We start from the raw sequence: 12,898 nt of genomic DNA on the forward strand, positions 1-12,898 counted from the left end.
CTCGCCGAAGCAAGTCGGGGTATCAACATATCTGGCGTTGACTTTTGGCACGCTGTTGAGTTCTCAAGGAACGGACGCTTCCTTTGTACTCACCCTCGCGGGCTTTCCTCCGGGCGCTTCCCTTCGGTGTTTCTTTTTGTTCTTCGTTCTTGCGTTTCCGACTCTATCAGACTCTTTCGTGTCCGACTTCCTCGGTGCCTTTCCGGTTCCCGCTCCGGCCTTTCGGCTTTCGCGTTTCCCTTTCCGGCGGTTCCGACTCTATCAGATCCTTTCGGGCCTGACTCCCAGTCGAAGTGGGTTTGTCTTCGCGGCTGTTGGGCCGTTCCGACGTCTCAAACTCTAGCGGGTTTTCCCGGCGACTCATAATCGAGTCCTGGAATTGAATTCGGGCATGCCGAATGCGTTCCGTTGGGAGGTTGTGCAGAGTTTGATTTGCCGCACGATGGCGGCGGGAGGTGCTGTCGCAGAACCGTTACGGCTCCGTGGCAACCCGAAGAACTCTACGGACCGGGCAGATGACTGTCAACCCCCACTGTGCCCGCGTCGGCCAGTCCCTCAGTCCAGGTCGTTGAGGCGGCCACCGGCGTCCGGCTGAGCGTGCTCCACGCGGCGGAGAAGGCGGGTCAGCACTTCGCCGAGGGCGCCCCGCTCGTCCTGCGACAGGTCCTGGAGGAGGTCCTCCTCGAAGACCGTGGCCAGGCGCATCGCCTCCAGCCACTTCTCGCGGCCCTCCGCGGTGAGCTCGACGATCACGCGGACACGGTTGGTCTCGTCGCGGTCCCGGGTCACCAGGCCCTCCGCCACCATGCGGTCGATGCGGTGGGTCATGGCGGCCGGTGTGAGGCCGAGGCGCTTGGCCAGTTCGCCGGGGCCCATTTGATAGGGCGCTCCGGAGAGGACGAGGGCCTTGAGGACCTCCCACTCGGCGTTGCTGATGCCGAGGTTCGCGGTCTGGCGCCCGTAGGCGACGTTCATGCGGCGGTTCAGGCGGCCGAGGGCCGAGACGATCTGCTCGACCTGGGGGTCGAGGTCCTGGAACTCCCGCTGGTACGCGGCGATCTGTTCTTCAAGTGTCGGCTCGCTCGGGCCGGGGGTGTCACCCATGGCCGCAGTATGGCACGCCCCCACTTGGCATTGAAGTCCTTCGGTGTGTACAGTTTAGACTCGAACTTTAGCTTCGAAGTCTTCACTTCTAACGACTCACTCAAGGCAGGTGAAAGTGACCAGGGCGATGGGCGCAGCGATGCGTCGTATTCAGGCAGGCAGCGCGCTGAGCGCGTTCGGCATCGGGTTCACGGTTCCGTTCCTCTACGTCTATGTGGCGCAGGTGCGGGATCTGGGGGCCAGTGCGGCGGGGATCGTCCTTGCCGCCTTTGCCATGGCCGCTCTGATCGTCCTGCCCGTCACCGGCCGCGTCATCGACCGTCGCGGCCCGCTTCCGGTCCTCGTCGGGGCGGCGGTCGTCGCCTCCGTGGGCGCGGTCGCGCTCGGCCTCGCGAACAGCGAGCCGACGGCCATCCTCGCCGCGTCGCTGCTCGGCGCGGGCACGGCGGTCATGCAGCCGGCGCTGGCGACGATGATCGTCTGGTCGTCGACGCCCGCCACCCGTACGCGGTCCTTCGCGACGCAGTTCTTCCTGCAGAACCTGGGCCTCGGCATCGGTGGTCTCATCGGCGGCCAGATCGTCGACGAGAGCCGTCCCGGCAGCTTCACGCTGCTGTTCTCCATCGAGTCCGTGATGTTCCTGGTCCTCGCGGCCATCGCGCTGACCGTGCGGCTTCCGCACGCTCCGTCCATCCAGGACTCGATGCCCAAGGACGCCTCCGCCCCGCAGGGCGGCATGCGCGCGCTCCTGCGGCACAAGGCCATGGTGCAGCTGTGCGTGCTCGGCTTCGTGATCTTCTTCGCCTGCTACGGACAGTTCGAGTCGGGGCTCTCCGCGTACGGCGTGGAGGCCGCGGGCATCTCGGCCTCGACGCTCGGCATCGCGCTCGCCGCCAACACGGCGATGATCGTGATCGCGCAGTTCGCCGTCCTGAAGTTCGTCGAGCGCCGCAAGCGGTCCCGGGTGATCGCCTCGGTCGGTCTGATCTGGGCCTTCGCGTGGCTGCTCGCGGGCTACGCGGGTGTCGGCCACGGCAGCCAGGAGATGGCCACCGCCGCGTTCATCTCGACGTACGCGCTCTTCGGGCTCGGTGAGGCGATGCTGTCGCCGACCGTCGCGCCGCTGGTCGCGGACCTGGCGCCGGGCGGCATGGTCGGTCAGTACAACTCGGCCTTCGCCCTGGTGAAGCAGTTGGCCCTCGCGGTCGGTCCGGCCGTGGGCGGGCCGATGGGTGCCGCGCTGCACATGCCGTACATCGTGACGTTCGTGCTGTTCTCGCTGGGCATGACGGTGCTCGCGGTGCGGCTCGGCCGCCGTCTCACCCCGCTGCAGAACCAGCCCTCGCTGGCCAAGAGCCCGGTGGTCGCGCAGGGCGGCCCGACGGCCGCGAAGCCCGCGACGGCCGACGCCTGAAGCGGGCGCCGCGCGGGCTCCCCCGGGCGGGCGGCTACTTCGGGAGCGCGAACTCGCACCAGACGGCCTTGCCCCCGCCCGGTGTGCGGCGCGAGCCCCAGTTCGACGCGATCGTGGCGACGATGGCGATGCCGCGTCCCGCCTCGTCCGCGGGTTCGGCGCGGCGGCGGCGCGGCAGGTGGTCGTCGCCGTCGGTGACCTCGATGATCAGCCGGCGGTCGGTGCGGCGCAGCCGCAGCCGCATCGGCGGGGTGCCGTGCTGGAGGGAGTTGGCGACCAGTTCGCTGGCCGCGAGGACGCCCAGGTCGTGCAGTTCCGGTGAGAAGCGCCAGCTGGCGAGGACGCCGGTGGCGAAGGCACGCGCGCGTGGTGCCGCTTCGACGCCGCCGAGCAGTTCCAGGGCCGCGTTCCTGAAGAGCTCGGCGTTCGTGCCGGTGCGGGCGGGGTGCTGGACGACCATGACGGCGACGTCGTCGTCGTGGTCGGCCGCCACTCCCAGGGCGCGGATCAGCCGGTCGCACACCACCTGGGGCGTGCCGGTGGCGCCGGCCAGGGCGCGCTCCAGGGAGGCCACTCCTTCGTCGATGTCCTCGCTGCGGCGCTCGACCAGGCCGTCCGTGTAGAGGACGGCGGTGGAGCCGGGGCCGAGCGGGACGGAGCCCGAGGTGTGCAGCCAGCCGCCGGTGCCGAGCGGGGGCCCTGTGGGTTCCTCGGCGCGGTGGATCGTGCCGTTCTCGTCGCGTACGAGGATCGGCAGGTGTCCGGCCGAGGCGTAGACCAGGCTTCCTTCGTTCGGGTCGTGCACCGCGTAGACACACGTGGCGATCTGGCTGGCGTCGATCTCGGCGGCCAGGCCGTCCAGGAGCTGCAGGACCTCGTGCGGGGGCAGGTCGAGGCGGGCGTACGCGCGCACGGCCGTGCGGAGCTGGCCCATGACGGCCGCCGCGCGCACGCCGCGGCCCATCACGTCGCCGATGACGAGGGCGGTGCGGCCCCCGCCGAGGGTGATCACGTCGTACCAGTCGCCGCCGACCGCGGCCTCGGTGCCGCCCGGCTGGTAGGTGGCGGCGATGCGCAGGTCGTCGGGCTGCTCCAGTTCCTGGGGCAGGAGGGACTTCTGGAGGGTGACGGCCGTCTCGCGCTGGGCCCGCTCGCTGGTGCGCAGCCGCTCGGCGGCCTCCGCGTGGTCGGTGACGTCGGCGGCGAACACCAGGACGCCGCCGCCCTCTTCGGGGCCCGCGGCGGAGCCGCCGAGCGGCAGCGTCACGGGGGTGCACGTGAAGGTGTACGACCGGCCGGAGGGGGCCTTGCGGGACTTGACGGTGCGCGGCTTCGCGCTGCGCAGCACCTGGTCGAGGAGCGGCAGCAGGCTCAGCTCGTCCAGTTCGGGCAGGGCCACGCGCGCGGGTTCCCCGACGGGGCGGGGGCCGAAGGCGGCCACGTACGCGTCGTTGACGTACGCGATGCGGTGGTCGGCGCCGTGCACGAGGGCGACGAGGGCCGGGATGCGGTCGAGCACCTCGCGGGCGGGTAGTTCGTCGAGGCCGGCGAGGCCTACGGCGCCGTCCGGCGGGCCGGTCTCGGCTCCGTCGGTGGGCCGCTCGGCGCGGGCGGCGGGGACGGAGCCGTCCCCGCGCGGCGCGGCGGCGACCGCCTGTTCGGTCCGCGCTGCTGCGCGGCGCTGCGTTCCGGGGAGCCGGGCGCTCCAGCGCGTGAAGTTCACTGCGGTAGGCCTCGTGATGTCGCTTCTGGGTCGGGAACGCTTCTGGATCGGAAACACAGCCTGTCGGGAGCGGACGTCCCTGGTGTCGGCCCGAGGGCCGGCCCATGGTCACACGAACAGTCTGACCGAACGGACTGACATCCGTCAGACGCCGGTCCTGTGCGGGGAGTTCCTGACTCCGGTCAGGGGGACTCCTTCGGGCGCTCTCCACCGGCCGCGAGTTCGAACTCCGCACGGGGGTGTTCGAGCGATCCGAGGGAGACGATCTCGCGTTTGAACAGGCCGGACAGGGTCCATTCGGCGAGCACACGGGACTTGCGGTTGATGGTCGGCACTCTGCTCAAGTGGTAGACGCGGTGCATGAACCAGGCAGGGTAGCCCTTCAGCTTGCGTCCGTAGACGTGCGCGACACCTTTGTGCAGTCCCAGGGAGGCCACGGAGCCCACGTACTTGTGCCGGTACTCCTGGAGGGGCTTCTCGCGCAGGGACGCGACGATGTTGTCGCCGAGGACCTTGGCCTGGCGTACGGCGTGCTGGGCGTTGGGCGCGCACTCCTTGCCCGGCTGCGGGGACCCGCCCGGGTTTTCGGCTCCGGGGGCGGTGACGTCGGGGACCGCGGCCGCGTCGCCCGCCGCCCACGCGTGCGTGGCGCCGTCGATGGTCAGCCGTGCGGTGCACTTGAGGCGGCCGCGTTCGTTCAGCGGCAGGTCCGACGCGGCGAGGACGGGGTGGGGTTTGACGCCCGCGGTCCACACGACGGTGCGGGTGGGGAAGCGGGAGCCGTCGCTGAGGACGGCGACCCGGTCCTCGCAGGAGTCGAGGCGGGTCTCCAGGCGTACGTCGATATTGCGCCTTCGCAGCTGGCGCACCGTGTACTTGCCCATCTCCTCGCCGACCTCGGGCAGGATGCGGCCCGCCGCCTCGACGAGGATCCACTTCATGTCCTCGGGCTTGATGTTGTGGTAGTAGCGGGTGGCGTAGCGCGCCATGTCCTCCAGCTCGCCCAGTGCCTCGACTCCCGCGTACCCGCCTCCTACGAAGACGTAGGTCAGGGCGGCGTCGCGGATCGCGGGGTCGCGGGTGGAGGAGGCGATGTCCATCTGTTCGATGACGTGGTTGCGCAGGCCGATGGCCTCTTCGACGGTCTTGAAGCCGATGGCGTACTCGGCGAGGCCCGGTACGGGCAGGGTGCGCGCGATGGAGCCGGGGGCCAGGACGAGTTCGTCGTAGGTGATCCGGGCGGCGCCGGTGCCCTCCTCCTCGGTGGCGAGGGTGGTGAAGGAGGCGGTGCGCTTGGCGTGCTCGATGGACTCGACCTCGCCGATGAGGACGTGGCACTTGTCGAGGACGCGGCGCAGCGGGACGACGACGTGGCGCGGCGAGATGGAGCCGGCCGCGGCTTCGGGCAGGAACGGCTGGTACGTCATGTACGGGTCGGGCGTGATCACGACGATCTCGACCTCGCCCCGCCTGAGCTCCTGTTTCAGCTTTCGCTGGAGTCTCAGTGCGGTGTACATGCCGACGTAGCCGCCGCCGACGACGAGAATGCGTACACAGTCCGGGGACGCGGGGGTGGTCCCCCGGGAGATCGCAGCCTTCACCATCCCATGACGCACCCGGCTTCGGAGTTTGTCCACAGGCCCGGCAATTTGTGTGACCGGGCACGGTGTGTGCGAAAGGCTCGCAGGCCTGTCGTCGGGCGTGAAAGGTGTGCAGGTCAGCGGGGCCGAGGGGGGTACGGGGGCGGGGTGCAAGTAGGCCGGAAAGGGCGCGTACTCCGATCGGGGGGCGCGCTGTGCGGAACCCGCCTCTTCTGAATTGACCCCCGCTCAACTATGTTCGTGGGACGTCGGGGTGTCGGGGGATGCGCTCGTCGAGCCGAGATTCCGGTTCGCGGAAGGGCTCGCTCCTCACACGTCGGTAGTCAATGACGGGGAGTGTCTCCGGGGGGAGACGTCATTACCGGGGGAACGTGTATGCACATTCAGGAGACTCACTGGACTTCCGCCGGCATGACGGCGTCAGCCGTCGGCCCGGGTGGGAACGGACGAGACATGGGGGAAGGAGCGCGCACGACACCGCTGCGTGTCGACGCACAGCGCAATCTCGAACATGTACTGAGGGCGGCGCGCGAGGTCTTCGGCGAGCTGGGGTACGGCGCGCCGATGGAGGACGTGGCGCGCCGTGCGCGGGTCGGCGTCGGCACCGTCTACCGCCGTTTCCCGAGCAAGGACGTGCTGGTCAGGCGGATAGCCGAGGAGGAGACCTCCCGGCTGACCGACCAGGCGCGTGCGGCGCTCGGGCAGGAGGACGAGCCGTGGTCGGCGCTCTCGCGCTTCCTGCGGACGTCCGTGGCATCGGGTGCGGGCCGGCTGTTGCCGCCGCAGGTGCTGCGGGTGGGCGTCGACGAGGGCGCCGCGGACGAGGCGCGGGTGCCGCAGCAGCGGCAGTCGGTCCCGGACCTCCCCGAGCTGCGGCTCGTGGAACAGCGCCAGGCGCCGGTCGAGGAGTCGACCTCGCTGGATGACGACGCGGGGGCGGCGACGCTGCTCGACGTCGTCGGCCGCCTGGTGGAGCGGGCCCGTGCGGCGGGCGCGCTGCGGGCGGACGTGACGGTGGCGGACGTCCTGCTGGTGATAGCGACGGCGGCGCCCTCGCTGCCGGACGCGGCACAGCAGGCGGCGGCCTCTTCGCGGCTGCTCGACATCCTGCTCGAAGGGCTGCGGTCGCGGCCCGCGTAGCCGATCGGGGCCGCTCCTGCGGCCCGTGCCGGGCTCGCCTTCTCGGTGACCCCATCCGGGGGCGGCTCAACTCCGTGCATGAGCGCGGTCGTTGAGCCTTCCCCGAATGGGTGAACGGTAGTGCTCGGTGACGGGAAGTCGCCCCGGACGGGTGGTTGACCGTCGTCTCCCTCGGCTGCGGCGCGACCGTGTGGCACGCTTTCCCGGTGGTCGGGTCTGAGTGTGCAACCGGGGGCGTTCCGCGATGAGTGTTGACGGTCGGGACGAGTCGCCCGGCGCTTTCGGCGAGGAGGCCCCCTCGGGCAGCGCCGGCGCGGAACCGGGCGAGGCGCCCTCCCGGCAGGTGCCGCCCCAGGGCCGACCCGGTGGCGGGGCGGGAGCCGCGGCCGGTGCGACCCAGGGCCCGGCGGACTCCGCGGCCGAGCCCAGCGTGCCCTCGCAGCGTGCGGCCGGTACGGGTGCCCCGCTGCCCGTGGGCGGCGAAGGCCCGGTGTCCGACGCCGACTTGATCGCCCGGATGCGCGGCGGTGACGACTCCGCGTACGAAGCGCTGTACCGCCGCCATGCCGAGGCCGTGCGCCGCTATGCCCGTACGTGCTGTCGCGACGCCCACACGGCCGACGACCTCACGGCCGAGGTGTTCGCCCGCATGCTGCAGGCGGTGCGCGGCGGCAGCGGGCCCGAGCACGCCGTGCGCGCCTATCTGCTGACCACCGTGCGCCGGGTCGCCGCGGGGTGGACGAAGTCCGCGAAGCGGGAGCACCTGGTCGACGACTTCGCGGTGTTCGCGGCGCAGGCCGTGCGTGGCGCGGAGGCGGGCGACGACGACACCCTGGACCTGGGCGCGGACGTCCGCGCGATGCACGAGGCCGAGCAGTCGATGGCCATGCAGGCCTTCCGTAGTCTGCCGGAGCGCTGGCAGGCCGTGCTGTGGCACACGGAGGTCGAGGAGGAGTCCCCGAGCGACGTCGCCACGCTCTTCGGCCTCGACGCGAACGGCACGCGCGTCCTCGCGAGCCGCGCCCGCGAGGGGTTGAAACAGGCCTATCTGCAGGCGCATGTGAGCGCGACGCTCACCGAGAGCGAGGAGTGCGCGCGCTACGCCGACCGGCTCGGCGCCTATGCGCGCGGCGGCCTGCGCACCCGCGCCGAGCGCGGCCTGCGCAAGCACCTGGAGGAGTGCGCCAAGTGCCGGCTGGCCGCGGGCCAGATCAAGGACGTCGCCAGCGGCATCCCCGCGGTCGTGCCGGTCGCCGTCATCGGCTGGTTCGGTGCCGCCGGGTACGCGAAGGCGGCCGCGCTCATCGGCGGCGGTACGGCGGGCGCGGGCGCGGCGGGCGCCGCCGGTGCGGCCGCCGCGGGCGGTTCCTCCGGCGGATCGGCCGCGGGGGGCGGAGCCGCCGCGTCGGAGGGGCTCGGCGCTCCGGCGAAGGCCGGGATCGCGGCGAGCGTCGTGGTGGCGGCCGGGGTCGCCGCCGCGATCGCCCTCACCGGCGGCAGCGGAAAGCCCGAGGCGGCCCCGCCGCCGAAGGCCAAGGAGCCCGCGGTCTCCGAGTCGATCGTGCCGCAGAAGCCGCCGCCCCCGAAGCCGAGGCCCAAGCCGACCCCGCCGCCGCCCGCGCCGAAGCCGAAGCCGACCCCCAAGCCCACTCCCACTCCCACGCCGGAGCCGAAGCCTCCCGCGCAGCAGAAGCCGAAACCGAAGCCGAAGCCGCCCCCGCCTGCCCCGAAGCCCACGCCCAAGCCGCCGAGGCCGACGCCGAAGCCGCCGCCCCCACCGCCCCCGGCCCCCCGGGTCTACCAGTGGAACGAGCTGGACTACGGCCTCACGGGTGACGGCACCAAGCCCGAGATGCGGCTCACCGAGTCCAGCTGGGTGTGGCAGCGCTGGGGTCTGTCGATCGCCGACAAGCGGTACTCCCACGGCGTGACCGTGCACGGCAAGTCCTCCGTGACGATCGACCTCAACCGCAGCTGCTCGACGTACGACGCGGTCGTCGGTGTCGACGACATGACGATGGGCCTCGGCAGGGTGCGCTTCTCCGTGTACGGGGACGGGGCGCGGCTCTGGCAGTCCCCGCTGGTCAAGGGCGGCGATCCGGCGGTGCCCCTGCACGTGAGCCTGAGCGGCCGCAAGACGGTGAGGCTCGTCGTCGAACCCCATACGCCGTTCGACACGGTGGCCCTGGCGGACTGGGCGCAGTCGCGGATGACCTGCACCTAGTCCTGTCCCGGGTCGGCGAGCACGGCCAACTCGGCGAGCACCTGCTCGGTCGTCAGCGCGCTGCCCGCCTCGCGCTCCCGCTCGTACCCGTCCGGGCCGAGCGCGGCGACGGCGGCGCGCTCCGTGCGCTCCGCCTCGGCCGACTCCGGCATCGGTCGCGGGTATCCGTTGCGCAGGGAGGTGGCGGCGGCGAGCACCCGGGCCGCCCGCGCGTGATCACCGAGGTCGCTCAGGATCACGGCGGTGCTGTCCGCCAGGGAGGCCAGGATGACCTCGGAGCACTGGGACGACAGGGCCGCGCCCAGGGCGGCGACGACGATCGGCAGCCCCTCGGCCGGACCGGACTCGGCCGCGACGATGCGTGCCTCCAGGCCGCCGACGGCGGCTTCGAACTGCGGGGGCGGGGTGCCGTAAGTGGACTCCTCGCGCGCTTCCTGCCACAGCGCGCGGGCTCCGACGATGTCCCCGTCGTCAAGCAGCATCAGCGCCCGCAGCAGTCGTACGAAGGCGCGCGAGTCCGTCACCCCGGACCGGTCGGCCTCCTGGCTCGCCTCGTCGAGGACCTTGGACGCGACGTCCCGGTCGCCCTCGCGGTAGGCGATCTCGGCGAGCCGGGCGAGCAGGAACGGCGCCTCGGCGTACGCGCTCACCTCGTGGGCGAGGCGGAGCGCCTCCTCGTACTCGGCGCGGGCCTCCTCGTAGTGGCTGCGGGCCATGGCCGCCTCGCCCGCCGCGCTGCACACCTGGGCGCGCATCCAGCGGTCGCCCACGCGGCGGCTCAGCGCGCGCAGCTCCGCCAGGTCCTCGTCGACGCCCGAGAGGTTGCCGGGCATGTCGACGGCCATGTGGGCGCGGAACATGAGGATGACGCCCAGGTCCCATTCGCCGCCGTACCTGCGGCAGTTCTCGACCGTACGGTTCAGCGGGATCACCGCGTCCTCGTGGGTGCCGCCGGTGAAGAAGATGGTGAACGGCCAGATCAGCCCGGGGAAGCGGGCGGACTCGGGGCCCGGCCGCATGAACGCGGCGCGCAGCGCCTCGACGTACTCCACGTCGGCCAGCCCGCCGAAGCGGCCTTCCCCCTCCGCGGGCCTGGACTCCGCGACCAGGAAGAGGTGCAGTATCCGCAGGTTCATCCACGGCCAGTACAGCGGGTCGTCCTCGGCGGGCAGGCCGTCCGGGGCGAGCTCCACGACGCGGCCCATCCAGTCGGCGCCCTCCCCGCGGTAGTTGCGCAGCCACCAGAACCAGCCCGTGTGCAGCACCATCGTGATCGCCGCCGCCGCGTCGCGGGCCTCGATGAAGCGCTGCAGGGCGGCGCGGATGTTGTCGAGCTCGACCTCCAGGCAGGTGATCCACGGCAGTTGCTCCGCCGAGCGGATCAGCGGGTCGGCGCGGGCGACGAGGTCGGCGAAGTAGGCGGAGTGGCGGGCGCCGGCCGCGGCGAGCAGTTCCGGGGTCTCGGCGGCGCGCTCGCTCGCGTACTCGTGGATGGTCTCCAGGAGGCGGTAGCGCATGCCGCCGTCCCCGGCCGCGGCGGGGACGGTCACGACCAGGGACTTGTCGACTAGGGCGCCGATCAGGTCCGTGGCGGGCGCGGTGCAGACGGCCTCCGCCGCCGGGAGGTCCCAGCTGCCGGCGAAGACGGACACCTCGCGCAGCACGGACCGCTCGGCCTCGTCGAGCAGTTCCCAGGACCAGTCGACGACGGCCCGCAGGGTCTGCTGGCGGGGCAGGGCCGTGCGGCTTCCGCTGGTCAGGAGGCGGAAGCGGTCGTCGAGGCGGTCGGCGATCTGGCGCGGGGTGAGCATCCGCAGGCGGGCGGCGGCCAGTTCGATGGCGAGCGGCAGGCCGTCGAGGCGGCGGCAGATCTCCGCGACGGCCGCCGCGTCGTCCTCCGGGTCGAACCCGGCACGCACCGCCGCGGCCCGCTCGGCGAACAGGCGGTGCGCGGGGTCGGGCGGCAGCGGCTCCACGGGGCGCACCGACTCGCCCGGTACGCCCAGGGGTTCGCGGCTGGTGGCGAGGATCGTGAGGCCCGGGCAGTGCGTGAGGAGGGTCTCGGCGAGTTCGGCGGCGGCGCCGATGACGTGTTCGCAGTTGTCGAGGAGCAGGAGCAGGCTGCGCTGGGCGCAGTACTCGACGAGCTGGGCGACCGGGTCGTCCTGCGGCGCGGTCAGTTCGCTGGTCATCAGGACGGTCTCGCGCAGGTCGAGCGCGCTGACGACAGCGCCGGGCACCGCCTTGGGGTGGTCGAGCGGGGCGAGCTCGGCCAGCCATGCCTGCGGATGCCCGGCGGCGGCTTCCTCGGCGAGGCGGGTCTTGCCGGAGCCGCCCGGTCCGGTGAGGGTGACGAGGCGGGCCCTGTGCAAGTCGGAACGGATGGCGGCGAGTTCTGGTTCCCGGCCGACGAAAGAGGTCAGGCGGGGGCGGATGTTCCCCTTCCGTTCGGCGGGGGCCGGGCGTTCTGCGGGAGCGGGGTGTTCTGCGGGAGCCGGGCGGTCTGCGGGAGCCGGGTGCCCCGTGGTCGTCGAGCGCCCCGCGCCTGTCGGGCGTTCCGCCGGAGTGGGCCGTTCCGTGGGGGCGCCGCGGAGGACGGGAGCGGCGGGGGCGGCATGCCCCGTCCGCCGGGGCGGCGGCGACGTGTCCGCCGAGTCGCCGAGCAACTGCGCGTGCAGCGCCCGCAGTTCGGGCCCCGGACCGGTGCCGAGCCCCTCGGCGAGGGCACGGCGCGCCTCCTCGTAGGCGGCGAGCGCGGCGGCCCCGCGCCCGGCGTCGCGCAGGGCGCGGATCAGGAGGGCGCGCAGCGTCTCGTCGTACGGCTGGAGCGCGGTCAGTTCGCGCAGTTCCGGTACGACGTCGGACGCGCGGCCGAGGAGCAGGTCCGCCTCGATCCGCGTGCGGACGGCCTCGGCGCGCAGGGCCTCGGGGCGTGCCGCCGCGCTGCGGTCGGGCAGGTCGGCGAGGGCGGGACCGCGCCACAGGGCGAGCGCGTCGCGCAGGGTGCGGGCGGCGGCGTCCGGGTCGGCGCGGTCCAGCGCCGCCCTGGCCTCGCGCACGAGCCGCTCGAAGCGGTACAGGTCGACGTCCTCGGGGGCGACGGCCAGGCGGTAGCCGCCGGGGGCCGACACGACGGCGTCCTTGCTCAGGGCGCGGCGCAGGCGGCCGACGAGGGCCTGCAGGGCTGCGGGGGCGTCGGCCGGCGGGTCGTCCGCCCAGACCTCGTCGATCAGCGTGCCGACGGTGGCCGTGCGGTTGGCGCGCAGCACGAGGGCGGCGAGCAGGGCGCGCAGCCGCTGGCCCCCTACGGGCAGGGGGAGGCCATGACTGTCGTACGCCTCGGTGGCGCCCAGGATCTTGTACCGCACCACGTCATTCTCCCCGGTGGAGCGCGCTGGGGCGCATGGTTTCTTCCGGGTGGGCGTTGCCGGGGCGGTGCCAGCTACCGGAGGGCTGCGTTCCGCAGCGAACTCCGGATCCGGCGCGGCCGCGTACCGGCGGCGGCACGGACGGAAGCCGTATCCGGCAGGGACGTAGACCGGCCCCACCCCGACCACGCACCGGAACCGGCCCGGACGCACACCGGGTCAGGCCCGGACGCACGCCGGACCCGGCACGGACGTCGACCCCGGCGCCAGCCCGACCACGCACCGGAACCAGCCCGGACGCACGCCGAGTCCGGCACACACGCA

At 72.6% G+C, this 12,898-nt stretch carries 7 protein-coding genes; 3 read left to right on the forward strand and 4 right to left on the reverse strand.

Annotated features, from left to right (window positions below; genetic code table 11):
• Nucleotides 1-555 precede the first annotated feature (555 nt).
• Nucleotides 556-1,104, reverse strand: coding sequence for a MarR family winged helix-turn-helix transcriptional regulator (locus ACZ69I_RS20965; protein WP_470833869.1), 549 nt, complete (start codon nucleotides 1,102-1,104; stop codon nucleotides 556-558).
• Nucleotides 1,105-1,231: 127 nt separating this feature from the next.
• Between ACZ69I_RS20965 and ACZ69I_RS20970 the strand changes: the two genes are divergently transcribed.
• Nucleotides 1,232-2,518: an MFS transporter gene (locus tag ACZ69I_RS20970; RefSeq protein WP_467682890.1), complete on the forward strand. Its 1,287-nt coding sequence runs from the start codon at nucleotides 1,232-1,234 to the stop codon at nucleotides 2,516-2,518.
• Between the two features lie 34 nt (nucleotides 2,519-2,552).
• Here the strand turns inward: ACZ69I_RS20970 and ACZ69I_RS20975 are convergent, their stop codons facing one another.
• Together ACZ69I_RS20975 and ACZ69I_RS20980 are read right to left on the reverse strand one after the other, a co-directional pair.
• The gene (locus ACZ69I_RS20975) at nucleotides 2,553-4,241 is read right to left on the reverse strand and encodes an ATP-binding SpoIIE family protein phosphatase (RefSeq protein WP_467682889.1); all 1,689 of its coding nucleotides are present in this window, start codon (nucleotides 4,239-4,241) and stop codon (nucleotides 2,553-2,555) included.
• A 182-nt stretch (nucleotides 4,242-4,423) separates the two neighbouring features.
• Nucleotides 4,424-5,845 carry an NAD(P)/FAD-dependent oxidoreductase gene (locus tag ACZ69I_RS20980; RefSeq protein ID WP_467682888.1) on the reverse strand — a complete coding sequence of 474 codons (1,422 nt, stop codon included), beginning with the start codon at nucleotides 5,843-5,845 and terminating at the stop codon, nucleotides 4,424-4,426.
• A 372-nt stretch (nucleotides 5,846-6,217) separates the two neighbouring features.
• Between ACZ69I_RS20980 and ACZ69I_RS20985 the strand changes: the two genes are divergently transcribed.
• Together ACZ69I_RS20985 and ACZ69I_RS20990 are read left to right on the forward strand one after the other, a co-directional pair.
• A complete protein-coding gene (locus ACZ69I_RS20985) occupies nucleotides 6,218-6,982 on the forward strand; it encodes a TetR/AcrR family transcriptional regulator (protein WP_467682887.1) in 765 nt (254 codons plus the stop codon).
• A 244-nt stretch (nucleotides 6,983-7,226) separates the two neighbouring features.
• Nucleotides 7,227-9,206, forward strand: a complete 1,980-nt coding sequence (locus ACZ69I_RS20990) for a sigma-70 family RNA polymerase sigma factor (RefSeq protein WP_470833871.1) — start codon at nucleotides 7,227-7,229, stop codon at nucleotides 9,204-9,206.
• Here ACZ69I_RS20990 and ACZ69I_RS20995 read toward each other — a convergent pair.
• The gene (locus tag ACZ69I_RS20995; protein ID WP_470833873.1) at nucleotides 9,203-12,574 is read right to left on the reverse strand and encodes an AfsR/SARP family transcriptional regulator; all 3,372 of its coding nucleotides are present in this window, start codon (nucleotides 12,572-12,574) and stop codon (nucleotides 9,203-9,205) included. The two genes, ACZ69I_RS20990 and ACZ69I_RS20995, sit on opposite strands and share 4 nt — an antisense overlap.
• Nucleotides 12,575-12,898: the final 324 nt, after the last annotated feature.

This window comes from Streptomyces sp. NPDC036815, from assembly GCF_055609205.1.

Coding starts and splice junctions, on each gene's coding strand:
- ACZ69I_RS20965 (WP_470833869.1), bottom strand. CDS start 1,104: ATGGGTGACACCCCCGGCCCGAGCGAGCCGACACTTGAAGAACAGATC.
- ACZ69I_RS20970 (WP_467682890.1), top strand. CDS start 1,232: ATGGGCGCAGCGATGCGTCGTATTCAGGCAGGCAGCGCGCTGAGCGCG.
- ACZ69I_RS20980 (WP_467682888.1), bottom strand. CDS start 5,845: ATGGTGAAGGCTGCGATCTCCCGGGGGACCACCCCCGCGTCCCCGGAC.
- ACZ69I_RS20985 (WP_467682887.1), top strand. CDS start 6,218: ATGCACATTCAGGAGACTCACTGGACTTCCGCCGGCATGACGGCGTCA.
- ACZ69I_RS20990 (WP_470833871.1), top strand. CDS start 7,227: ATGAGTGTTGACGGTCGGGACGAGTCGCCCGGCGCTTTCGGCGAGGAG.